At 66.3% G+C, this 23,085-nt stretch carries 15 protein-coding genes; 14 read left to right on the top strand and 1 reads right to left on the bottom strand.

Annotated features, from left to right (window positions below):
• From icmH to HOP53_RS17870, 14 genes are all read left to right on the top strand, one after another.
• Nucleotides 1-846, top strand: a complete 846-nt coding sequence (gene icmH / locus HOP53_RS17935) for a type IVB secretion system protein IcmH/DotU (protein WP_234271274.1) — start codon at nucleotides 1-3, stop codon at nucleotides 844-846.
• Nucleotides 847-854: 8 nt separating this feature from the next.
• On the top strand, nucleotides 855-3,617 hold the full coding sequence (gene tssH, locus HOP53_RS17930) for a type VI secretion system ATPase TssH (RefSeq protein WP_234271273.1): 2,763 nt from the start codon (nucleotides 855-857) through the stop codon (nucleotides 3,615-3,617).
• Nucleotides 3,618-3,620: 3 nt separating this feature from the next.
• Nucleotides 3,621-5,219, top strand: coding sequence for a sigma-54 interaction domain-containing protein (locus HOP53_RS17925; protein WP_086510626.1), 1,599 nt, complete (start codon nucleotides 3,621-3,623; stop codon nucleotides 5,217-5,219).
• A complete protein-coding gene (vasI, locus tag HOP53_RS17920; protein WP_086510625.1) occupies nucleotides 5,216-5,869 on the top strand; it encodes a type VI secretion system-associated protein VasI in 654 nt (217 codons plus the stop codon). Before HOP53_RS17925 ends, vasI begins: the two co-directional genes overlap by 4 nt.
• A 7-nt stretch (nucleotides 5,870-5,876) precedes the next feature.
• Nucleotides 5,877-7,322, top strand: a complete 1,446-nt coding sequence (gene tssA, locus HOP53_RS17915; RefSeq protein ID WP_234271272.1) for a type VI secretion system protein TssA — start codon at nucleotides 5,877-5,879, stop codon at nucleotides 7,320-7,322.
• Nucleotides 7,323-7,327: 5 nt separating this feature from the next.
• Nucleotides 7,328-10,993 (top strand): type VI secretion system membrane subunit TssM, encoded by a 3,666-nt coding sequence (gene tssM, locus HOP53_RS17910; RefSeq protein WP_234239698.1) that lies wholly within the window; start codon nucleotides 7,328-7,330, stop codon nucleotides 10,991-10,993.
• Nucleotides 10,977-11,555, top strand: coding sequence for a GNAT family N-acetyltransferase (locus tag HOP53_RS17905; RefSeq protein ID WP_086510622.1), 579 nt, complete (start codon nucleotides 10,977-10,979; stop codon nucleotides 11,553-11,555). The genes tssM and HOP53_RS17905 overlap by 17 nt, the downstream gene beginning before the upstream one ends.
• A gap of 25 nt (nucleotides 11,556-11,580) precedes the next feature.
• Nucleotides 11,581-11,868 carry a type VI secretion system PAAR protein gene (locus HOP53_RS17900; protein WP_181513494.1) on the top strand — a complete coding sequence of 96 codons (288 nt, stop codon included), beginning with the start codon at nucleotides 11,581-11,583 and terminating at the stop codon, nucleotides 11,866-11,868.
• 1 nt (nucleotide 11,869) lies between these two features.
• Nucleotides 11,870-13,969 (top strand): type VI secretion system Vgr family protein, encoded by a 2,100-nt coding sequence (locus tag HOP53_RS17895; RefSeq protein ID WP_234271271.1) that lies wholly within the window; start codon nucleotides 11,870-11,872, stop codon nucleotides 13,967-13,969.
• Nucleotides 13,950-14,909, top strand: a complete 960-nt coding sequence (locus HOP53_RS17890; RefSeq protein WP_234271270.1) for a DUF4123 domain-containing protein — start codon at nucleotides 13,950-13,952, stop codon at nucleotides 14,907-14,909. The genes HOP53_RS17895 and HOP53_RS17890 overlap by 20 nt, the downstream gene beginning before the upstream one ends.
• The gene (locus HOP53_RS17885) at nucleotides 14,902-18,246 is read left to right on the top strand and encodes a toxin VasX (protein WP_234271269.1); all 3,345 of its coding nucleotides are present in this window, start codon (nucleotides 14,902-14,904) and stop codon (nucleotides 18,244-18,246) included. Before HOP53_RS17890 ends, HOP53_RS17885 begins: the two co-directional genes overlap by 8 nt.
• A 16-nt stretch (nucleotides 18,247-18,262) precedes the next feature.
• The gene (locus HOP53_RS17880) at nucleotides 18,263-19,018 is read left to right on the top strand and encodes a hypothetical protein (RefSeq protein ID WP_234271268.1); all 756 of its coding nucleotides are present in this window, start codon (nucleotides 18,263-18,265) and stop codon (nucleotides 19,016-19,018) included.
• A gap of 18 nt (nucleotides 19,019-19,036) precedes the next feature.
• A complete protein-coding gene (locus tag HOP53_RS17875; protein WP_234271267.1) occupies nucleotides 19,037-20,140 on the top strand; it encodes a hypothetical protein in 1,104 nt (367 codons plus the stop codon).
• A 455-nt stretch (nucleotides 20,141-20,595) separates the two neighbouring features.
• A complete protein-coding gene (locus HOP53_RS17870; protein WP_234271266.1) occupies nucleotides 20,596-21,258 on the top strand; it encodes a hypothetical protein in 663 nt (220 codons plus the stop codon).
• Between the two features lie 299 nt (nucleotides 21,259-21,557).
• Here the strand turns inward: HOP53_RS17870 and HOP53_RS17865 are convergent, their stop codons facing one another.
• Nucleotides 21,558-22,952: an acyltransferase family protein gene (locus HOP53_RS17865; protein ID WP_234271265.1), complete on the bottom strand. Its 1,395-nt coding sequence runs from the start codon at nucleotides 22,950-22,952 to the stop codon at nucleotides 21,558-21,560.
• Nucleotides 22,953-23,085 lie beyond the last annotated feature (133 nt).

Raw genomic sequence — 23,085 nt, 5'->3', positions numbered from 1 at the left:
ATGCAAGAACTTGCCACCACGCGATACGAACCCGAGGCTGGCGCCGTGGCGCGCTATGCCCCCACCCGCCATGAGGACCGCATCGACGAGCGCGGGCTGGAGCAGCTTATCCACAGCCATGCCGAACAGCTCGACGCCGACGAGGAGTACTGGTTCCGCCTGCGCGGCTACAACCTCAACCCGCTGGCCGACGCCGCCAGCTCGCTGCTGGGCATGGTGCTGCGGGTGCGCCAGCTCGACGGCATGAGCGACCTCGATCGGCTCTACCGTCAGGTGGTCGACGAGATCGCCGCCATCGAGGTGGAGCTCACCGAGCAGGGCTACGACCGACCCACCCTGCTGGCCTTCCGCTACGTGCTCTGCTCGTTCATCGACGAGGCGGTGATGGGCACCCCCTGGGGGCACCAGAGCAGTTGGGCCGAGCACTCGCTGCTGACGCGTTTCCACAACGAGACCTGGGGCGGCGAGAAGGTCTTCTCGATCCTCGCCCGGCTGCAGCAGGAGCCGCAGCGCTACCGCGACATGCTGGAGTTCATCTACCTCTGCCTGTGTCTCGGTTTCGAAGGGCGCTACAAGGTCATGGACCACGGCCGCGAGGAGTACGAGCACATCGTGCGCACCCTCGGCGACCAGTTGGCGGCCCTCAGCGACACCCCCGAGGACAGCCTGACCCGGCCGCTCGACAACGTCATGCCGGGGCGCCGCCACCGCGGTCGCGGCATCCCGGTGTGGGGCGTGTTCGCGCTGTTCGCCGTCGCCATGGTCGGCGCCTACCTGGGCTTCGCCTGGACGCTCGATCAACAAGCGGCCCAGGTCGGTACCCTTCTCGATCAGATTTACCGTTAGGAGATCCCATGCTCAGGGTAGAGCTTCCCGCGCTCATCGGCCGTCTCAACGCCGTTTCCCGTCAAGGCCTGGAGCAGGCCGCGGTGCTGTGCGCCGAGCAGCAGGCTCCCGAGGTCACCGCCGGCCACCTGCTGCTGGCGCTGATCGATCAGCCGCTGTGTGACCTGCGCTGCCTGCTCGAAGGGCAGGGCGTCGACCTCCACGAGCTGCGCGCACGGCTGGCCGAGGAGACCCGCCCGCCGCGGGACCTGGCCGTCACCACGCCGAGCTTCTCGCCGCTGCTGGTCGAGCTGCTGCAGGACGCCTGGCTGCTGGCCACGACCGAATTCAGCTATGACAGCCTGCGCAGCGGCCTGATCTTCACCGCTCTGCTGCACAACACCGGGCGCTATGTGGGGCCGCGCAGCGCCGCGCTGCTGGCCGAGATCAATCGTGAGGGGCTGCGTCGCGGCTTCGAGCGGCTGGCCGCCGACTCCGCCGAAGCGCCCCGCGCCGAGTCCGGCGACGCCGGGCGGCGTCCGGCCCAGGCCGCTCAGGGCGACAGCGCCCTGGCACGCTTTGCCACCTCGCTCACCGAGCAGGCCCGGCGCGGCGAGCTCGACCCGGTGCTGTGCCGCGATCCGGAAATCGACCAGATGCTCGACATCCTCGGCCGTCGGCGCAAGAACAACCCCATCGTCATCGGCGATGCCGGGGTGGGCAAGAGCGCCGTGGTGGAGGGCCTTGCCGCACGAATCGTCGAAGGCCGCGTGCCCTCGGCGCTGGCCGACGTCGAGCTGATGAGTCTCGATCTCGGTGCGCTGCAGGCCGGCGCCGCGGTCAAGGGCGAGTTCGAGAAGCGCCTCAAGGCGGTGATCGAGGAGGTCAAGTCCTCGCCGCGGCCGATCCTGCTGTTCATCGACGAGGCCCACACCCTGATCGGCGCCGGCAATCAGGAGGGCGGTGGCGACGCCGCCAACCTGCTCAAGCCGGCCCTGGCCCGCGGCGAACTGCGCACCATCGCCGCCACCACCTGGCGCGAGTACAAGAAGTACTTCGAGAAGGACCCGGCGCTCTCCCGGCGCTTCCAGCCGGTGGCCCTGGCCGAGCCCAGCGTCGACCAGGCGCTGATGATTCTGCGCGGCCTGCGCGACACCTACGAGAACGCCCACGGCGTGCTGGTGGGCGACAGCGGCCTGCGCGCCGCCGCCGAGCTTTCGGCGCGCTACCTGGCCGGCCGCCAGCTGCCCGACAAGGCCATCGACGTGCTCGACACCGCCTGCGCGCGGCTCTCCCAGGCGCTGGACACTCCGCCGCGCCGGCTCAGCCACCTCAAGAGCGAGCACATCTCCGCCCAGCGCGAGCGCGAACAGCTCGATCGCGAACGCCTGCTGGGGCGCAGCCCCGACCCGGCCCGCGAGGCCGAGCTCGACGCCCGCCTGGCACGCCTGGAGGAGGAGGTCGAGCGGCTCGAGGCGGCCTGGGTCGACCAGCGCGAGTGCGTTGACGCGATCATCGCCCTGCATCGTCAGCTGCTCGACGCGGGCAAGGACGACGCCGAGGTCGAGCCTGCGACTGCCGAAGCCGAGGTGGCCAGCGAGGGCGTGACGACAGCGGATGCCGCCGGTGCGAGCCCGGCAGAAGGTCTTGAAGCAAGCCTTGAGGAGAGCCCCGAAGCAGGGACTGGCGAGAGCACCGAGGAGGCTGCTGTCGCCGCCGAGGACCCGCACGAAGCCCTGGCCCGCCACGAGGCGCGCCTGGCCGAGCTGCAGCAGGAGTTCGCCCTGGTCAACGCCAGCGTCGAGGAGGCGCAGATCGCTCAGGTCATCGGCGACTGGACCGGGGTGCCGGTGGAGCGCATGACCAGCGACGAGCTGACCCGTCTCACCGAGCTGCCCGAGCATCTCGGCCGGCTGGTGCAGGGTCAGGACGTGGCCATCGAGCGCGTGCATCGCCACCTGCTCACCGCCCGTGCCGACCTGCGCCGTCCCGGTCGCCCGCTGGGCGCCTTCCTGCTGGTCGGCCCCAGCGGCGTGGGCAAGACCGAGACCGTGGTGCAGATCGCCGAGCGCCTCTACGGCGGTCGCCAGTTCCTCACCACCATCAACATGTCCGAGTACCAGGAGAAGCACACCGTGTCGCGGCTGATCGGCTCGCCGCCGGGCTACGTGGGCTTTGGCGAGGGCGGCCTGCTGACCGAGGCGATCCGTCAGCGCCCCTATTCGGTGGTGCTGCTCGACGAGGTCGAGAAGGCCCACCCGGACGTGCTCAACCTGTTCTACCAGGCCTTCGACAAGGGCGAGCTGGCCGACGGGGAAGGACGGCTGATCGATTGCAAGAACGTGGTGTTCTTCCTCACCTCGAACCTGGGGTACGAGGCCATCGTTGCCCACGCGGAGGAGCCTGCGGCGCTGGACGACGCGCTCTACCCAGTGCTGGCGGGTTTCTTCAAGCCGGCGCTGCTGGCGCGCATGGAGGTGGTGCCCTACTTCCCGCTGGGTGCCGACACCCTGCGCGACATCGTGGCGGCCAAGCTCGACACCCTGGCCGAGCGTATCCGCTCGCGCCATCGCCAGGCCGAAGTGGTGCTCGACGAGGCCCTGCGCGACGCCATCTGTGCCCGCGCCACCCGCAGCGAGAACGGCGCGCGCATGCTCGAGTCGGTGATCGACGGCGAGCTGCTGCCGCCGGTGTCGCGGGCGCTGCTCGACCGCCTGGCGCGGCGCGAGCCGGTGACCCGGGTGGCCCTGGGCGTCGACGAGGCGGGCGCCTTCACTGCGGAGGTGGTGTAGGCGATGACGGCGAAGGCGATCGACATGCGCTGGTGCGAAGGCGACCTGCCGACGGGGCCCGGCCTCGACGGCATGGCGCGTGCGCTGGCGCTGGTCGAAAGCGCCTCGCCCGCCGAGCTGCGTGCCTGTGCCGGCGGCATTCTCCAGGCCAGCCACGCGCTGGCCTGGGTCAGCTGTCTCTACCTCGACGGCAGCGGTCGCTGGCTGGGCAGCGACGGCAATGACGTGCGCTTCGACTGCGACGACTTCCGTCACCCCTACGCCCACGCCATTCGCCAGGGCAAGCCGTTGCGCCTGGGCCTGCTGGAGGCGCGTTCGCGGCTCGACCATGCCGACTTCCAGGCCCAGGTGGCGGCGCTTTCCGGCGGGCTGCAGCTGGTGGTGCGTCCGCTGCGGGCGCTGGACGGCAAGCGCGAGTGGCTCGGTGCCCTGGCCATGGCCGGGGAAGCGGCCAGCCTCGCCCGGCTCGAGGCGGACGGCGAGTTCGCCGCCTTCGAGGCGCTGCTGTGCCGGCTGTGGGCGGGGCTCACCCGCCACCAGGGCGAGCGCCAGCGCGAGGCGAGCCTGCGCCAGTCGCTGGCCCAGCTCAGCGACGGCGCCCGGCGTCAGGCCCTGGCCGAGCGCCTGGCCGCGGATCTGCTGGGCGGCTCAAAGGCCATGCAGGCGCTGCGCAGCCAGGTGGTACGGGCGGCGGAGACCAATCTGGCGGTGCTGCTGCAGGGCGAGACCGGCACCGGCAAGGATCGTGTGGCCCGCGCCATTCATCGCCTCTCGGGACGGCGCGAAGGCGCCTTCATGGCGATCAACTGTGCGGCGATTCCCGAGTCGCTGCTGGAATCGGAGCTGTTCGGCCATGCCAAGGGCGCCTTCTCCGGGGCCGATCGCGCTCGTGAAGGGCTGATCAGTCAGGCCGACGGCGGCACCCTGTTCCTCGACGAGATCGGCGACATGCCGCTGCCGCTGCAGGCCAAGCTGCTGCGGGTGCTGGAGAACGGCCGCTACCGGCCGCTGGGCTCGAGCGAGGAGCGGCGCGCCGATCTGCGCCTGGTGGCGGCCACGCATCAGCCGCTGCGCGAACGGATCCGCGACCAGCGCTTCCGCGCCGATCTCTACTACCGGCTGGGGCAGTTTCCGCTGACCCTGCCGCCGCTGCGCGAACGCAGCGAGGATATCGCCGAGCTGGCCGAAGCCTTCGTTGCCGATTTCTGTACCCGTGAGGGGCGCGGCGAGATGGGCATCACCCCGGCCGCGCTGCGCCAGCTGCGCGAGCGCGACTATCCGGGCAACGTGCGCGAGCTGAAGAACCTGATCGACTACGCCTGCGCCATGACCCGCCCCGGCGAGGATGTCGCCCCCGAGGCGTTGCCCGCCCAGGCCGATGCCGAGGCCGATGACGACGGTAGCGTCTCGACAGCGCCCGCCAAGGCGAGTGCCGAAAGCGTGAAGGACCTGCGTCGCGCCCTGCGCGACTACGAAGCGGAGCTGATTCGTCAGCGCCTGCTGCTGTTCGATGGCAACCGCGCCCTGGCGGCCGAGAGCCTCGGCCTGCCCAAGCGCACCCTGGCACACAAGTGCCGACTGCTGGAACTGGATGCCAAATGAGTTCGACCTCTGTTTTCCGCCGCGCGCCATGGTGGGTGCTGGCCGTGAGCCTGATCGTTACCGCCGACGCCTGGGGCGACACCGCCGAGGCCGTGGTGGCCCAGGCCCGTGAGTGCGCGGCCGAGCCCTCGCGCCTGGAGCGGCTGGGCTGCTACGACGCCCTGTTCCTGACCTTCGACGAAGCGGCGGTGAGCGAAGACCTGCGTCCCGCCCTGTGGCATGCGATCAACGCCCAGGAGGCCGAGCGCGAGGGTGACGACATGGGGCTGCTGGTACGCGAAGAGGGCGAGGACGTGCGCATCAGCGCCCCGGCGCTGGGCAGCGTGCCGCCGCGGCCGCAGCTGGTGATCGCCTGCGAGAAGACCATCACCCGCTTCCAGATCCACCTGCCGCAGGCGCTGGACGCCCCCCGGGTGCAGGTACGCCTGCGGGCCGGCGGACGCGAACTGGAGCAGGTATGGCAGGCCCGCGACGGTGGCTACGTGGTCAGCGGCGGCCGGGGGCTGCCGGCCATCGCCACGCTGCAGCAACTGCTGGATGCCGACGAACTGGCACTGGGCAGCGACCAGGCCACCCTCGACGGCCTGCGCTTCGAGACCGCCGGGCTGCGCCAGGCGATTCAGCCGCTGCGCGACGCCTGTCGCTGGTGAGGTAGAGATGCGAATCGTCAACGAGACACAGTTGGAAGGCCTGCTGGCCGCACTCCCCCCGGAGGGCGTGGGCAGGCCCGTGGTCGACAGCGCCGACTATGCCTGGCTCGACGAGGAGATGATGAAGATCGGCTCGCTGCAGCACGGCGGCGTCGATTGGGAGGGCGCCGAGACCCGCGCCGTGCGCCTGCTGAGTGAAACCGGCAAGGACCTCAAGGTGCTGGGCCACCTGCTGCACTGCCTGCAGCGCGGCGGCGACGGCGTGCGCTTCGCCCTCTCGCTGCGCCTGTTCGCCGGCAGTCTCGAAGGCTGGTGGAGCCAGGCCTACCCCTACGGCGGCGTGCAGGGCGAGCGGCTGCGGCCGCGGCTGTTCCGTCAGTTCGCCCAGCGGGCGCTGGCGCTGGCGGAAACCCTCGATTTCGACAACGCGGCAGACGAGCACCAGGCCTGCGAAGGCGCTCTGGAGGCGCTGCTGGCGGCGGCCCGGGGGCTCGAGCTTCCCGACGAACCGCTGGTGGACCTGCAGCGCCTGCTGCGTCAGGCCCGCCCCAGCCAGGCTGCGGCGCCTGCCGCCGCGCCGTCACGGGAGGAAGTCACACCCGGTGCCGTAGCGGGAGGCGCCTCTGCGCCCACGGCCAAGCTGCCCGAGATGCGCCTGGAAGCGGGCAACGAGCGCGGCAACCGCCAGGCGCTGCTGAAGATGGCCGACTTCCTCAACGAGCAGTCGATTGGCGATCCGCTCGGCTATCGGCTGCGACGCCATGCCATCTGGCACGCGATTCAGGCGCTGCCGGCCACCCGCGACGGCGTCCGTTCCGAACTGGCGCCGCCAGCCGCCGACCGGGTGGCGGAGTATCGCGAGGCGCTTTCTCGCGGCGCCGACGCCGAGCTGTGGAAGCGCATCGAGAACAGCCTGGCGGTCAGCCCTTACTGGCTGGAAGGGCATCGTCTCAGCGCGAGCGCCGCCGAGCGGCTCGGCCACCCGCGCTGCGCCGCGGCCATTCGCGACGAAGCGAGCCGTTTCGCCGAGCGTCTGCCCGGCATCGAAGCGCTGACCTTCAACGACGGCAGCGCCTTCGTCGACGACGAGACCCGGCAGTGGCTGCAGGCCATGCCGGCCGGTGCGGCATCCGGTGGCCCGGAAGGCGGCGGCGACCCCTGGCAGGAGGGGCTCGCCGAGGCACGCGAAAAACTCGCTGCAGAGGGCCTCGAGGCGGCGCTGGCAGGGCTGGACCGCGGCCTGGCCAAGGCCCGTTCGCCGCGGGAGGTCGCCTACTGGCGGCTGGCCAGCGCCGACCTGCTGCGCGATGCCGGCCTCGCGGCGCTGGCTACCCAGCACTATCGCGCGGTAAGCGAGTCGCTGACTGGCCTGGGCTTGGAACAGTGGGAACCGGCGCTACTCGAGCGGCTCGAGATTCTTTCCAACAACATTATCGACAGGGACGAGGGCTAAGGCTCATGTGGAAAAGTGTGAAGTCCGGTCTGAGTCGCTGGGTACCCGGCGCCTCCAGGGCAGAAAGCAACCTCAACCGGGCCAAGATGCACGGCAACAAGGCTCAGGGTATCGGCAAGCAGGCGAGCAAGCTCACTGCCGTGCTCTGGTGGCTGCTGCTGGCCGCGCTGGTCGCGGCCATCTGGTGGCTGGGGCCGATGTGGCAGGTGCGCGACAGCTACCCGCTGGCGCCATGGCTCAACCGCCTGCTGGCCACCCTGGCGCTGGCCACTCTGGTAGCGGTGGTGTGGGGTATCCGCCTCGCCCGCCGGCTGCGTGAGGTGAGCGAAGAGCGGCGCCACAACGAGCAACTGCAGCTCGACCCGGTACTGGCCCAGGTGGAGCAGCAGGAAGCGACGCTGAACGCTACCCTGCACGAGCTGCTCGACAACCTCGGTGCCGGTCCCGGCGCGCGCTACAAGCTGCCCTGGTACTTGGTGATGGGCGTGGAGAACGCCGGCAAGACCAGCCTGATCAACCGCTCCGGCCAGAACTTCGCGCTGACCCACGTGATGAAGGCTTCCGGTCAGGGCAAGAAGGGCAATCAATACGGCTTCGACTGGTGGATCGGCGACAAGGCGGTGCTGATCGACCCCGACGGCGAGCTGCTGACCCAGGGCGCGCTGGAAGGGGGCGAGCCCCAGGAGATGCAGAGCCGGCTGTGGGATCACTTCGTCGGCTGGCTGGAGGTCAACCGCCCCCAGCGTCCGCTGGACGGCGTGGTGCTGGTGCTCGACCTGGCGCGGCTGAGCGATGCCCGGGTGGCGGTGCGCAAGGCCTACGCCTCGCTGCTGCGTGCGCGCATGCGCGAGCTGATGGAACGCCACGGCGCGCGCCTGCCGGTCTACGTCACCTTCAGCAAGATGGACCTGCTGCACGGCTTCGACGACTTCTTCCGTCACTACTCGCGCGCCGCACGCCGGGCGCCGCTGGGCTTCACCTTCAGCGCCGAGAGCGTCGAGCGTATCGACCAGTGGGCCGACGAGTTCGCCAACGCCTACGATGCCATGCTCGAACGCCTCAATCGCAGCCTGCCCACGCTGCTGGCCGAGTGCCGCGACCGCGAGGAACGTGAATCGGTGTTCCGCTTCGTGCGCCAGCTTGCCGGCCTGCGCGACGTGCTGCTCGGTTTCCTGCGTGAGGCGCTCTCCAGCGACCGCTACTCCACCGCCGCCATGGTACGCGGCACCTACTTCACCTCGGTGTACCAGCAGGGCGTGCCGGAAGACCCCTTCGTCGACGCCGCCGCGCGCCGCTACGGCATGGCCGACACCACCCAGCCGGCCCATCGCGCTGCGCGCAGTGCGCTCTACTTCACCGAGGAGCTGTTCGAGAAGGTGATCTACCCCGAGGCGGGACTGGCCGGCGACAATGCCCGTGCCGCTCGGAGGCGGCGTCGCCTGCGGCGTACCAGCGCCTTTGCCTGCCTGGTGGGCGGTCTGGCGCTGGTGGGCGGCTGGAGCCACTTCTACCAGAAGAACACCCAGGCGCTGGCCGCAGTGGAGGAGAAGGCCGAGGCCTTCCTCGCCGCCCAGCCCGACGAGCTGCGCAGCGACGACCCCACCGGCTATGCGCTGCTGGAGCCCCTCGACCGGCTGCGCGCCGCCACCCTGGAGTTCGGCGACTATCGCGAGCACCTGCCGTGGCTGGCCGACATGGGCCTCTACCAGGGCCACGCCGTGGGCCGCCAGGTGGAGAGCGCCTATCTGGCGATGCTCAGCTACCACTTCCTGCCCTCGCTGATGATCGGCATCATGGACGACATGAACCGCGCCGAGGCGGGCAGCAACGAGAAGCTGGCCCTGCTGCGCGTGCTGCGCATGATGTCCGACGCCAGCGGGCGTCAGCCCGAGCGGGTCGAAGCCTACATGGCGCGGCGCTGGCAGCGCGCCTTCCCGCAGCGCGGCAGCGTGCAGGAGCGCCTGCTCGACCACCTCGCCTACGCCATGGCGCACACCGACCTCGAAGGCCAGATCGCTTCCGGCGACCGCCACGCCGAGCAGGCCATGGCGGCGCTGCGCGGCAGTCTGCAGGCCGCTCAGGAGGAACTCTCGCGTCAGCCCATGGACGAGCGGGTCTACGCCACCCTCAAGGCCGAGAGCTCCACCCGCAGCGGCGCGGTGCTCGAACTCCCGCAGGGCGTGGGTCCGTCGTTCAACGCCGTGTTCATGGCCCGCGACGACGAGCTGGAGCGCCTGCAGGTACCCAGCCTGGTGACCCGCGACGGCTTCGAGGGCTACTTCCTCAAGGAGATCGAACAGGCCACCGAGCTGGCGATGATCGACCTCTGGGTGCTGGGCCAGCGTGACGACATCGCCTTCAGTGCCGCCGACGAGCGCCAGCTGCGCGACGCCCTGCACGAGCGCTACGTCAGCGACTACCACGTGACCTGGCGTCAGGTGCTCGACGACCTCTATCTGGTACCGCTGCCCGACATCGACCAGGCCGTGTTCGTGGCCGACACCCTGCTCGGCGCCAGCCGTCCGCTGGATCGCCTGCTCGGCGAAGTGGCGCGCCACACCCGGCTCTACCCCGAGCTGCCGGAAGACGACGAGACCGCTCGCCAGGCGCTGGAGCGCTCGCCGCGCTACCGTCTGGCCGGCGAGATCGAGCGCAACTTCCGCGACCTCAACGCGCTGCTCGACGCCCGCGGCGACAACCCGGCCGACATTGCCGAGATCAAGGTGGCCATCGGCGAGCTGCGCGACTACCTGCGCCAGGTACAGGGTGCCAGCGACCCGGGCCGGGCGGCCTTCCTCAGCGCCCGCGACCGTCTGGCGCTGCGCGGCGGCGACCCCATCCACAACCTCAAGCGCATTGCCGAGAACACCCCGGCTCCGGTGGGTCGCATGCTCGACAGCCTGGCCGACCAGAGCTGGCAGCTGATGATGGCCAGTGCCATCCGCCACCTGGAGCACCAGTGGCTCGACGAGGTGGTGGGGCCCTATCAGGAGCGTCTGGCGGGTCGCTACCCGCTGGTGCCCAGCGCCTCGCGTGAGGTTGCGCTGGCCGACTTCGAGGCCTTCTTCGCCGGCGGCGGCATCCTCGACCGCTTCTACCAGGAGAACCTGCGGCCCTTCATCGAAGAGGCGCCCGAGTTCCTGGTCGATGCCGAGGGCAGCCCGTTGCTGCGTCAGAGCGTGTTCACCGCCTTCCAGCGCGCCGAGCAGATCCGCCAGGCCTACTTCGGCCGCGACGGCGTGCTCGACGTGGAGTTCGCCCTGGAGCCGGTGAGCCTGAGCGCCGACAAGCGCCGCAGCGTGATCAACATCGACGGACAGATCATCGACTACGCCCACAGCGCCAGCTCGCGGGTCTCGATGATCTGGCCCAACGCCCTGCGCGGCGGCAACGAGAGCCGCATCACCCTGGTGCCGAGCCAGGTCAACCGCTCGCCGCGCAGCCTCAGCCGCGACGGCGCCTGGGCCTGGTTCCGCCTGCTCGACGAGGCGGAGATCACCAGCGCCGGCGAGCGCGACCTGGAGCTGCGTTTCCAGGTCGACGGCGGCACGGCGCGCTATCGCCTCTACGCCACCGGCTCGCGCAACCCCTTCACCCGCCCACTGGTCGCCGGCTTCCAGCTGCCCACCGCGCTGTATGCCGAAGGAGGCTTCGATGTTGGCAGCCTTTAAGCGCCTGTTCGGCGGCGAACGCCGCAAGGCGGCGGCGCCTGCCAGCACGGAAGAGGCGGTGAAAGGGTTGGAGGAGGCCTCGATGGAAGACATCGACGCCTTCCTCGAGGCGGCCCGGCGTGCCGATACCAAAGGGCACTCGCCCTGGGTACTGCGCGACGAAGCCCGCCTGGCCACCCTGCGCCGGGCGCTGGAGTTCACCGTGCAGCACGGCCAGTGGCTGCAGCGCGACGGCGGCAACATCGCCCGCTGGCAGGGCCGGCTGCTCAAGCTGCGCCACGGCGAAGGCCCTACCCTGGGCATGCTGCTGGCGTGCCGGCCGGATGACGAAGCGGCCTGGCAGCTGCGCTTCTTCTTCGTCGAGCCCGAGTGGCAGGGCAGCGGACATGGGGCCCGCCTGCTGCGGGCGGCGCGCCTCAGCCTGAACGGCGTACCGCTCAATGCCCGGCTGCCGCTGGCCTGCCAGTCGGCGGTGCGCAGCCTGGAGCAGGCCGGTTTCGCACGCATGCACGTCAATGCCTTCGAGGTGGCCAGCTTCGAAGCGCCCGCCGAGTGGGACTAGGCGAATAGCGACAGGAGAACGACAGATGGGACGCAAACTGGTACTCGTGGGTGACATCGGCACCGACCACGACGGCTTTCCGCCGACGCCGGTCACCGCCGGCAGCCCGACCGTGATCATCGACGGCAAACCGGCAGCGCGCCTGGGCGACCCCCTGGCCCCGCACGACAAGCCCAAGCACCCCTCGCACCCGCGCTCCATTGCCGAGGGCTCGGGCACCATCCTGATCGATGGCAAGCCGGCAGCGCTTACCGGCCACGCCGTCGATTGCGGCGGCGTTGTGATCGGTTCCGCCAGCGGGGAGGGCAGCTGACATGGCCGACCGCACCGGACTCCAGTTCACCCTCGATCTCGCCGGGGTCGACAGCGCCGAGCTGGCGGTGATCGACTTCACCCTGGAAGAGGCACTCTCGCAGCCCTTCCACCTCGAGGTGCGTTTCGCCAGCCGCGACGGCAGCCTCTCCGCCACCGAGCTGCTCGACCGCCCGGTGAGCCTGACGATCTGGCAGGACGGCGAGGTGCTGCGCCGGGTGCATGCCATCGTCAGCGAGTTCGGTCGCGGCGACCGCGGCCATCGCCGTACCCTCTACTCCCTGGTCGCCCGCCCGGCGCTGTGGCGCCTCGATCTGCGCCACAACTCGCGCATCTTCCAAGAGGTCTCGCCACTCACCGTGCTCAACACCCTGTGCGACGAGCGTGGCCTCACCGACGTCGCCTTCGCCGTCACCCGCGAACTGCCGGAAAGAGAGTTCCTCGTGCAGTACCGGGAAACCGATCTCGCCTTCATCGAGCGCCTGGCCGCCGAAGAGGGCCTGTTCTACTTCCACGAGTTCGAGGATGCCCCGAACGGCGTCCATCGTTTGGTGTTCGCCGACGCCCCCCAGACCCTGGCCCACCTGGGCGAGCGCACCTACCACGGCCGCGCCGGCGGCACCCCGCCGAGCCGCCACGTGCGCAAGCTCCAGCAGCTTGCCCGGGTCGCCCCGGCCTCGGTCACGCTCAAGGACTACTCGTTCAAGAACCCCGCCTATGCCCAGCTCCACGAGCACGCCGCGGGTGACCTGGAAGAGCACGCCCAGCGGGACGACTACGAACACTACGACTACCCCGGGCGCTACAAGGCCGACGCCTCCGGCGACGCCTTCACCCGCATCCGCCTCGAACACCTCAGAAGCGGCGCCCTGACCTGCGCCGCCGAGAGCGACCTGCCCGAGCTCGCCCCGGGGGTCAAGTTCACCCTCACCGACCACGACCTCAGTGAGCTCAACCGCGACTGGCAGGTGGTCAAGGTCAAGCACACCGGCAGCCAGCCCCAGGCCCTGGAAGAGGACGGTGTCACTCAAGGTGACGCGGCAGGAATGGGCCTGCGGGGGCGGGCAGGCTCGGAAGCCATGACCAAGTTCGACAACGAACTGATCCTCACCCCCGCCGACCGCGCCTGGCGCCCCACGCCCAACGCCAAGCCCCGTGTCGACGGCCCGCAGATCGCCTTCGTCGTCGGCCCCGAAGGCGAAGAGATTTATTGCGACGAGCACGGCCGGGTCAAGGTCCAGTTCCCCTGGGATCGTTATGCCGAGCCGAATGAAACGGCGAGTGCGTGGGTGCGCGTCTCCCAGGGCTGGGCCGGCGGCGGCTACGGTAGCATGGCGATACCCCGGATTGGGCATGAGGTAGTGGTATCGTTCCTCGAGGGCGATCCGGATCAACCGTTGATCACCGGGCGCACCTACCACGCCGTCAACACGCCGCCCTACGCGCTGCCCGAGCACAAGACGCGTACCGTCATCCGCACCCAGAGTCACAAAGGCGAAGGATTTAACGAACTTCGCTTCGAGGACCAGGCCGGCGAAGAGCAGATCTGGCTGCACGCCCAGAAAGACCTGGAGCTGCTGACCAACAACGACCGCACCGAAGAGATCGGCAACGACAGCTTCCTCACCGTGCACCACGACCGCATCGGCGAGATCCATGCCGACGATCACCTGACGGTGCGCGGCAGCCGCCATACCCAGATCGACGGCGACGACCACCTCATCGTCGACGCCAGCCGTCACGAGAAGTACGGCCGCGCCCAGCTGGTCGAAGCCGGCCAGGAGATCCACCACAAAGCGGGCATGAAGGTGGTGATCGAAGCCGGCGCCGAGATCACCCTCAAGGCCGGAGGCAGCTTCGTCAAGCTCGACCCCAGCGGCGTCACCATCGTCGGCAGTCAGGTCAAGATCAACTCCGGAGGCAGCCCCGGCTCCGGCTCCGGCCAGGCCGCCCAGGCACCGGCGCTGCCGCGGGAGGCGGTGGGGGAATCACATGAGATCGTCGCCCCGATCGATCGTCCGGCTCAGCTCAAGGCACTACTCAAGGCCCCGGCCAGCTGCGAGATCTGTGAAGCAGCGGCCGATGGTCAGGGAAGCCGCTGAAATGGATGACTCACGGGAGGCTACCCACGCATTGGTGGATGGTGTGCGTTATTCCCGCGCCTTCGAGCGTCTGTATGGTCGTGACGATGTTGCCGACATTGAGCCGTTGTACCTGACGACCCGCTGGGCGTCGTTGGCAGAGCAAGGGCCCATCCTGGTGCGCCTGCAAGGCTCGGGGCTTCACGATGAAGTGCTACGCGAAACACAGGGAGAGTGGACACGGGCTCTGACATGGCTGCACAGCGATGCGAGCAGCGCGGAATTGGCCGAGCATCTGCGCCAGTTCGTAACGTTCGAAGCGGCGGGTCAGGAAAAGCTGCTGCGCTTTGCCGACCCACTGGTGACACGCCACTGGCTGGCCAGCTATGGCAATGCGGTGCCGGCCGACGTCATGGGTCCCATTCGAACCTGGTGGGTAGCGGAGTGGTCGCCTAACTGGGCTGCGACGTCGGTACTGACATGGTGCGCCTTCCAGCCTGATGCGAGTTCCCCGCTCGGCGAGCACGATGAGCGCTCGCAGCTACACGTCATGGGTGCGCCTCAGCTCGCGGCGCTGGAGGTGGTGACGCGCTGGCAGTTCAAGGAGCGCCTGGCCGAGTACTTCCTGGCCAATGCCAGTCAAGCCTGGCAGGCACTGCCCCCCGAAAGCCGGGGCGCGTGGATGGATACGCGTATCGACGATGCGTTGGCTTGGGGAGCCTCGACCGAGCGGCAGATAGCTATCTGGCTCGATCTGAGCCTGCATTGGGGCGAGAACTTCATGAGCGCGAGTGATGGGCCGTATCTGCATTGGATTGCCTGCACCGCACAGAGTGAGAGGCTCTCGCGCCAGGAACGGCTCTACGCACTCGATGCCTGGAGCCGTACTCCTGAGGCTGTGGCTCTGCTGAGCAAAGCGAGCATAAGAACCAACACCATGAAAGAGGTTTCCCATGACTGACAGGGACGTGCAGTGCCAACAACGCGACGCTCGCTTCGATGAATCACCGCTGGGTGGTGGCATGTGTCCACTACTGCTCGACGTTGCCCTCTTTCCCGTACGTTACGCCATTGACGAAGCGCCGGGGCAAGCCGGCGAGCCGGCACCACACCCCCTGGCATCTCCCTGGCAGGGCCCGGACTATCCTGAGCTCCAGACTCGCAGCTACACGCTGCGACAACTGCGCGACGGCTGGGTGTACGTTTGGGTCAAGGAAGAGGGCGAACAGCGCATCGATGAGCATAGGGTTGAGGGTGCCACCTTCGGTGGCCAGCCCCATTTGACCTATTCCACCCAGGCGCAGCTTGCCCTGGCCTACTCCCCGGTGCAATGGACCGAACGTATCCAGGCCCACATGCTGGCCGATGCCCAGGTGCGCCAGCGCGTGATGCGTTCCGTCGATCTGCTGGCTGCATTAACAGGCACGGCCCAGCCGGGTGGTGCTTTTCCCGCCAATGTCGGCCCCATCACCCAGCTGGCTGCGCATGTGGCGGATATCACACCCAACGGAGCCGTTGATGGTTTCACCACAACCACCGTCTCGACTGCCGAGCGTGAAGAAGAAGTGGGAGAGGTGGGAGGGGAGGAGGACAGCCTTTACGAAGTCCTCTCCGTCAAGCCGGAGATCACTCAGGAGAGCGTGCTGGCGAAAGTGGAGCGCCATGACGAAGCGCTCTTCGTCGCGCTGGATGACGACCTCGGCATCGTCAACGATCTGATCATGGCGCTATTGGGGCGAGAAACGGAGCGGGAAGCTTTCCTCGACGAGCATGGGCACAAGCTGGAAACAGCGCTGGTGACCCAGGCACTGTGCGGTCCTGACGACAGCGATCTACCGGAGGCGGTCCGCGATGACCCTGAGATGTACCGTCAGGCTCAACGACTACTCCAGCAGCGTCTGGAAGCGCAGGAGGCGCAGGAGTTCTCCACCGCAATGAACCGAGGCTCTCCCTTCGGTCGCGCTGGCTCTCCGTTGCAGCGCCAGCATGAGGAGCGCATCGCTGCAATCGACTCCAACCTGGCTGCCATGGGCATCGAGCCGCCGAGTCGCGATGCACGGGATGCATGGCGTAGCAAACGACGCTGGAGAGACGATGTCGATTATGCTGGTGTCGTAAATTTCATCAGCTCTGAGCAACCGCGTCTTGAACGGTTGCAAGCCCATGCTAAAGCCAGTCTCGAAGATGTCATTGTCTGGCTCGAGCGACTGCCCACGGATGGTGAAAGTCTCTGCTTCGATCTTTGCGACGAAGCGCAATCGCAGACTTTATTGGAATTCGCCGATCTGGTCAGTCAAGCTTTGGGGGCCACCGAACAAGGGCGGCAATGGCTCACCGGGACCTTCCGGGAGCGCGATAGCCTGATCGGTACAGGGCCTTTCAACTTCTCCCCAACGTTGGCTGCGGCCCTTGATGGTATCGCTCAGCAGTGGCTAGAGGGAGGAGTGGATGGCGCTGGTGGGCTTGGTGTCATGCCAAGCGACGTGGCCGGCTTTGCCGGCCACGTCGATACCGTACTGCAGTTGGAGCATGTGCAGCAATCAGCAATGTTCCTGGCTTTGGCCCAGCCTGTGCAAGACACATTTGCCACCTTGCAGAAGGTGGCAGCCGGTGCCGGCAGGCAAGTATGGGAGGCGCTTGCCTATCAGGCGTTGCCCGCCGCAGGCGCTGGGGCTCAGGTGGCTGCTCAGCAAATCGCCAGGGGGGCCTCGATTGTCATGCTGGCGGCCTTCGTTCATCCCGATAATCAGGGCACCTTCCTGCAGCGCAACGACAGGGCCTTGGCCCAGCAACGCCATTGGCGTGCCGGCATGCTCCGTCTGTTGGTGCAGATCAAGACTCAGCAGCTGTTACTACGTGCACCTATGTCGTCTGGCCGGCGTGCCGAGGTGTTTCGCACGCTGAGCTCGCTCGAAAACGACTATCGGGCCTTGGCACTGCAAGAGCCGAAGCGTTTTACCGCAGGCCCTGCTCAAGGCGCTGCGGCACCGCTTGCCACACTGGGCTTCGACGAGCTGCGCGAGCAACATCGCCTGCGCATTCAGCGTGGTGCAGGTAGCGCTGTGGCGGCTCGGCAACGGATGGCTCAGTGGATGGAGAGCCGAGGCATCGGTGGACTGCCGCTGCTGATCGCCGCACTCAATTTGGTCAACGTGGCCGATGGTATTAGGAACGCCCAGCGGGACGGCATGAACCAGGCCGACCTGGAGAAACTCGCCAGCCAGGCCAGCTACGCCACTGCCGCAGTCATGGCGCTATGGGTCATGCCTTACTGGCAGCGGCATGCGCATCAGATGGCCTCGCTGCGTGGAGCCACGAGAAGAATAACCGGAGTTGGTATAGCCAGGTGGCAAGCTGCCGGGCAGGCAAGCGCGGCACGAATCGCCGCCAAGCTATCCAGTCGGGTTGCGGGTATGGCCGCTTTTGCTGCTATTGGGGCGGGAATAGAGACTTGGCAAATCTCTCAGAAGTATGGCAACGCGACTAGTAATTCAGAGCGACATGCTCTTTTAGCTCAAGGCCTAGCTACTACCGGGATGTCGGTTGTTGGAGGTGCTCAGCTTGGCGGAGCGCTATTGGGGCGCTGGTTTGCCTTTGGCTGGATCCTTGCTCCTTGGGCTAGCTGGGCCCTTCTGGCTCTAAGCGTTGGCTATCTGATTGCTTCCATGCTTGCCGAGCACTATCGTCGAGAAGGCGTTCGTCTATGGCTCTATCAAAGCACTTGGGGCAAGGCCAACAAGTGGACCGATAGCGATGCCGACCGGACCGCGGAACTGCGTGCGCTCAATGAAGCTCGTCTTGCTCCCTCGCTCAAACTGACGCCGGTTGTCAGGGCCGAGTTCGATGTGTCACGAACGTCTTCTCAGTTCTCGCCTGGCAGAAGAGTGGAAACGCTGCAGGGCTACTGGATTCAACTGGCCCTGCCAGCCGTCTTGGGCGGCGAAAAAGTCTCGGTTTCACAGAGCGCTATGGGAGGCTTTTGGGCATCGTCGGACAGCTTTGCTGATCGCCCTGCCACCGAGATCAATCGGGAATTACCTGAAGCCGCAACCTACGTCGAGGGTGACCCGTTGCGAGTGTGGCAAGCCTGGCTGTCTGCCGATCAGCTGCCGGACGGTCAGCCCTTTCTATTCAGTGTATCCTATGAGGAAGCTATATACGGCGATGCCAATGGCGGGCTCAGCTTCACCTTTTACAAGGCCGAACCACGGTGGGGTAAGTACGAGGTAGAGGTCGATGACCGGTACCGTGGGTTGTGCTCCTCGGCCATCGTTGAGCTGACCGTGCCGACCTCCTAAGGAGACAATGACGAACATGTGGTTTATCCAACCCAAGCAGGACTATGTGGCGCAGATGCCATGGAAGCATGCTGATGAACCCGCTTTGATGGCGTGGCAGATTCGCGCTCGAAATTACTATGTGCTCGCAGCCAACTTACTCTTGTTGGTTATGACCGCCATCTCTATGGCAGCAGGCTTATGGTTTGCATTTGGGTGGGGTATTGAATCGATACTAGGTAGGGTTCTTGCTGGCGGGGGGGTTTTTTTGTTTGGCGTTCTCATTACCATGAGTATGACACACCAGACCGCCATTATCGTCTACCGTCTTACCGACAAGCGCATTGAGGTGTTTTCCTGGAAACCCCAGATCGATTCGGTCAAGCCAGTGATGACTTGGACGGCTATCGGCTCTGGTGTGGTGGTGCTCTTCTTGGTGTTCATCGACCCGGCCTTTCTTATTGCTGCCATCGGACCCGTCGGTATCGGGATCGCCGCCGCGCTGATGGGCACGTCGAAAAATTATCGGTCGATGGTGCGTGACGATCAGCACTATGAAATCGATTGGAAGAATGCCGAGGAAATCGCCGTATGGCGGGAGCGGGCTGTCATCGGCCTGCGCTTCACCTACCACAATGAAGACGGCTTTAGCTATCAAGCCTACAAGACACTCTATTGCCACAAAAAAGAAATCGATAAGCGCATCGAGTTCTTTCGAGAGAAGCTTCCCAATACCCCTTACCGTGAGTGCAAGCTGGACGTCGACTCGGATGGTGCCTTTGCGGTGGATTAGGCCCGCCGGGGAGTCGCGATGACCAAGAAATGCAAGGGCCTTCCTGGGCCCGACCCTGCTCAGCCTCACCGTGCGGGTGACATACAGGTTGTTCCCGGTGGGCGAATTACCTATCTGGCGCCGCTGCCCTTATCGACGGGTCAGCCGCCCCTGGATATGAGCAAGGCGGTAAGTGAGCTTAATGACGCTTGGCTGGATTTCGGGGGTGGGTGGCCGAATGTCTTTGGATGGCAGATGATTACTGCGGGATGTTTGGGGTTTGTATTGCTGTGCTTGATAGGATTTCCTCTGATTAGCTTGGCCTTATTGCCATTAGACATGGCCAAGAGCGTATATGGCGGTTTTTTTTGGTCAGGTATAATAGGGGGGGTGGCTGGTTTATTGCTCATGTATATCGGGCACTATATGGGCATCCAGGATTTGAAACGCAGCATCCCCGTCCGCTTCAATCGTCAGCGCCGGGAAGTCTGCTTTACCCTGACCGATACGCAGGAAGCCGTCTACGTGCCTTGGGAGTCCTTGATGGCCTGGGTAGTGGAAGCGCGCGGTGTCACTCAGTACGGTGTACAGCAGCAGTACGGTATGGGGGTTGGGTATGCCCACCCGGAGACGGGCAAGTGGCTGAAACTTGAATTCATGTCGGCGGGCTTGCCCCTGGCGATCAGCAATTGGGAAGCGATCCGCGCCTATATGGACTATGAAGTCCACTCGCTGCACGAGCTCCAGGACCCCCACCTGCCGCGGGGCAAGGACGATCCACCTTGGGAAGGGGTGCATACGCTGCGCAATGCGCGCCGCCGGATGCGCGAGCGCCGGGCCAATGGAGAAGTGGGGCCGATCTTCGCTTTTTTCTGGTATGCCTACCATGTCATTGAACTATGGAATCTGCCCGGCTACCTGACCGAGTGGGAAGCCAAGCGGCTGATGAAAAGCCGCTCCAAGCTGCGCCCAGCGGAAGTGGAAGAGTGGTCCAAGCCACTCCCCAAGGAGCAGTGGGCCAAGCCCAGCGAGGAATTGGTGCGCCTATCGGCCGAGGTGCGCCGACTGCGCGCGGAGAATCCTCTCAGTCCCATCGAGGAGATCTTCAGCGAGGCTTATCGTCGCCAGGGTGTCGAAGCCTGACGATGGCCAAGCAACGCAAAGGCTTTTCTAGGCCCGACCCCACCCAACCTCAACGCGCTGGCGATGTAGAGCCTTTGCCAGGGGGGCGTATTTCCTTTCTGGCACCTCTCCCCCTCCCAACGGGGGAGTCGGCGCTAAACGAAGGGGCAGTCAGCGAGCTCAACGATACATGGCTAGACTATGGCGCTGGCTGGCCCGGTGTTTTTGGCAACCAACTAGTTCTGGGGGGAGCCTTTAAGGGGTTTCTTCTAGTGGCTGTTGTGATGCCTCTAGTTCTATCACCATTTATGTCGGAAAGACTCTTCAATGCTCTCTCTGATGGCTTTATAAGGAATGGCCTATACATGTCGGCCACTGTGCTAATTGCTGGCCTTTGGGGTGTTATTTCCGTCCATTCAAAGCGCAAAAAGGTAATTCCGACACGCTTTCACCGACAGCGGCGTGAGGTCTGCTTTGTGCCGGAAAAGAAGAACGGTGAGGGCTATGAGGCGCCGGTTTTCGTGCCCTGGGAGTCGCTGCGCGTATGGATATTCGAGACGCGTGGCGTCACTCAATATGGCGTGCAGCAACAGTACGGTATGGGGATCGGCTATGTGTTGCCCGGTACCAACCAGTGGGTGAAAACGGAGTTCATGACGCCGGCTTTGCCTCTGGCCCTTGCTGAATGGGAAGCGCTTCGCGGCTATATGGAGTACGAGATCAACACGCTCGATGAGATCCAGAGCCCGCTGTCCATCCGGGAAGAGGGGGATCCCCCTTGGGAGGGAGCGCATACCATCCGCAACGCCCATCGCCGGCTTCACCGTCGCCGCCGTAACGGAGAGGTGGGCTGGTGCTACACCTTGGGTTGGTACCTTTATCACCTGCTCACTTTCTGGACCCTGCCGGGCTATCTGGCTGAGTTGGAAACGTGGCTACTCAGACGCTCCGGCACCAAGTCGCTGCCACCGGAGATGGTGGAATGGTCCAAGCCGCTCCCCAAGGAGCAGTGGGCCAAGCCCAGCGAGGAGCTGGTGCGTCTGTCGGAAGAGGTTCGGCGGATTCGCCAGCGCGACCCGCAGCAGTCCATCGAAGAAGTGTTCGCCGAGGCTTATCGCAATCAGGAGGTGGTGGCCTGAATGTCACCCGGTATCACTGATGGTGTTGGGCCTGACGGCACACTTGTTGGGTAGGGACAGCGGGTAGGACAAACGAAAAGCCCGGCCTTGCGGCCGGGCTGGATCTTCGCTTCCTTACCTCCACCTCGAGCATCCTTCCACCCGAGCATCCCTGGATAGTGAGTCTTCCTGACTCGGTCGTCCCTGGCTGAGCCTCCGTGCTCAGTACGGTTTTACTTTGCCAACTAACAGTGCTCGGCGACGTTAACCTGGGGCAAGCGGCTTGTAAGAAATTGACGATGAAATTTGTAAGAAATGACTTACAAGGGGCTCGATTCAACCTCCTTCTGTTTGGAGAGGGAAGCGTCGAGCGCTGACACTGGCGGCTGTGGATGGACGCGCAGCAGCCATGAGGCAGCCGCAACGCCGGCCAGGCCGAAGATGGCGCCGGGCAGGGCGCCGAGCGCCAGGCTGGCGACGATGCCGCCGAGCAGCGCCGCGCCGCCGGCGAGAATGACCGGTGCGGCGGTGGCGGAAACCACGTCGCGCTTGCGGCGCATCTCGAAGGTCACCACCGCGATCATCACCGGGGCGACGGCCACGATGCACAGCGCAATCCACCACAGGCGACCGAGCCAGAAGCCCACCTCGCCCGGTATGCCGGCGTCGATGGGCAGGCCCAGGCGCTCGCCCAGCCAGGCGGCCGGCAGTTCGGCGAGCTTGTGCCAGAGGTAGAGCGGCATGCCCAGGGCGCCGAGGATCGTCACCGTCCGGTCGATTCGGCGGCGCTCCAGCAAGCGGCGCACGGGGGCTTCGAAGGTCAGCGCGGCGCCTACCTGAACCCACATCACGCCGACCAGCGCCAGGGTGGGCGGCAGCAGATTGCTGGGCACGCCGAAGGCGCCGTCGACCATGGCCACGGGGTAGCCCGAGGCCACGGCGGCGGCCAGCCACACCAGCCCGAGCAGCAGCAGGGCGAGGCCACAGCCCAGGCCGGAGAAGCGCCCGCGCCGCCAGGCGATGCCGAGCTGCTGCGGCAGCAGCCAGACCACCGCGGCGTTGAGCCAACCGATGCCGCCACCGTTGGCGGTGACGCGAGAGCCCAGCTCCAGCAGCTCGCCGGGAGTGCTAATGCCGGCACGCAGCAGGTCCACCGCAGCGGCGATCAGCAGCAGCCCTGCCACGGCCTTGAGCCCCCAGCGGTTGTCGGCCCACACGCTCAGCGGCAGCAGGGCCTGCACGCCCAGCAGCATCATCAGAAACCAGAGGTGAACGGTGAGCGAGTGGTTGAGCGGGCCGAGCAGGCGTCCGCCGGTGTAGGCCGCCAGCAGGACGAAGGCCACCAGCACCGCCAGGTAGGTGACGGTGGGGCGGGCCAGACCCAGTGCCCGGCCCGCCCACCAGTGCAGCTGGCGCTGGCCCTGATCCAGCCGACGCTGGGCGCCGTCGGCGCTGACCGCGGCCGAGACGAAGACGAACAGCGGTACCACCTGCAGCAGCCAGGTGAGCACCCCGGCGCCGGTCCACACCAGCAGCAGGTGGTCGGTGGTAGTCATCAGGCCGTTTTCCAGCCGTGGCAGGGTGGCGATCCAGTGGCCGAATACCACCACCAGCAGCGCGCCGGCACGCAGGGCATCGGGGTAGCGATCCCGAACTGCCTGCGGTGCGCCTGCGCTATCCGAAGCCGGGCCTCGCCTGTGGGTTACCTGTTTCATGACGTTTCGTTCCATTCGATTGGCGCTTGCAAATGTCATGCGCCTGGTGGATATTAGTTATCGAACAGTGTTTCCTAACATCATCCATGAAACATGAGCGCCTTGCAAGAATGCTGTGAGAGTCGCTGAAACA

This window comes from Billgrantia ethanolica (assembly GCF_021404305.1).
GTDB lineage: Bacteria > Pseudomonadota > Gammaproteobacteria > Pseudomonadales > Halomonadaceae > Halomonas > Halomonas ethanolica.
Note: the sequence above shows the minus strand (reverse complement) of the source record. Positions and strands in the feature narration are given on the sequence as shown.

Bases quoted from the DNA above. Each gene is read 5' to 3' on its own strand.
- tssH (WP_234271273.1), top strand. From the start codon at position 855: ATGCTCAGGGTAGAGCTTCCCGCGCTCATCGGCCGTCTCAACGCCGTT.
- tssA (WP_234271272.1), top strand. From the start codon at position 5,877: ATGCGAATCGTCAACGAGACACAGTTGGAAGGCCTGCTGGCCGCACTC.
- vasI (WP_086510625.1), top strand. From the start codon at position 5,216: ATGAGTTCGACCTCTGTTTTCCGCCGCGCGCCATGGTGGGTGCTGGCC.
- HOP53_RS17900 (WP_181513494.1), top strand. From the start codon at position 11,581: ATGGGACGCAAACTGGTACTCGTGGGTGACATCGGCACCGACCACGAC.
- HOP53_RS17865 (WP_234271265.1), bottom strand. From the start codon at position 22,952: ATGAAACAGGTAACCCACAGGCGAGGCCCGGCTTCGGATAGCGCAGGC.
- HOP53_RS17875 (WP_234271267.1), top strand. From the start codon at position 19,037: ATGACCAAGAAATGCAAGGGCCTTCCTGGGCCCGACCCTGCTCAGCCT.
- HOP53_RS17925 (WP_086510626.1), top strand. From the start codon at position 3,621: ATGACGGCGAAGGCGATCGACATGCGCTGGTGCGAAGGCGACCTGCCG.
- HOP53_RS17885 (WP_234271269.1), top strand. From the start codon at position 14,902: ATGACTGACAGGGACGTGCAGTGCCAACAACGCGACGCTCGCTTCGAT.
- HOP53_RS17890 (WP_234271270.1), top strand. From the start codon at position 13,950: ATGGTCAGGGAAGCCGCTGAAATGGATGACTCACGGGAGGCTACCCAC.
- tssM (WP_234239698.1), top strand. From the start codon at position 7,328: ATGTGGAAAAGTGTGAAGTCCGGTCTGAGTCGCTGGGTACCCGGCGCC.
- HOP53_RS17905 (WP_086510622.1), top strand. From the start codon at position 10,977: ATGTTGGCAGCCTTTAAGCGCCTGTTCGGCGGCGAACGCCGCAAGGCG.
- HOP53_RS17895 (WP_234271271.1), top strand. From the start codon at position 11,870: ATGGCCGACCGCACCGGACTCCAGTTCACCCTCGATCTCGCCGGGGTC.
- HOP53_RS17880 (WP_234271268.1), top strand. From the start codon at position 18,263: ATGTGGTTTATCCAACCCAAGCAGGACTATGTGGCGCAGATGCCATGG.
- icmH (WP_234271274.1), top strand. From the start codon at position 1: ATGCAAGAACTTGCCACCACGCGATACGAACCCGAGGCTGGCGCCGTG.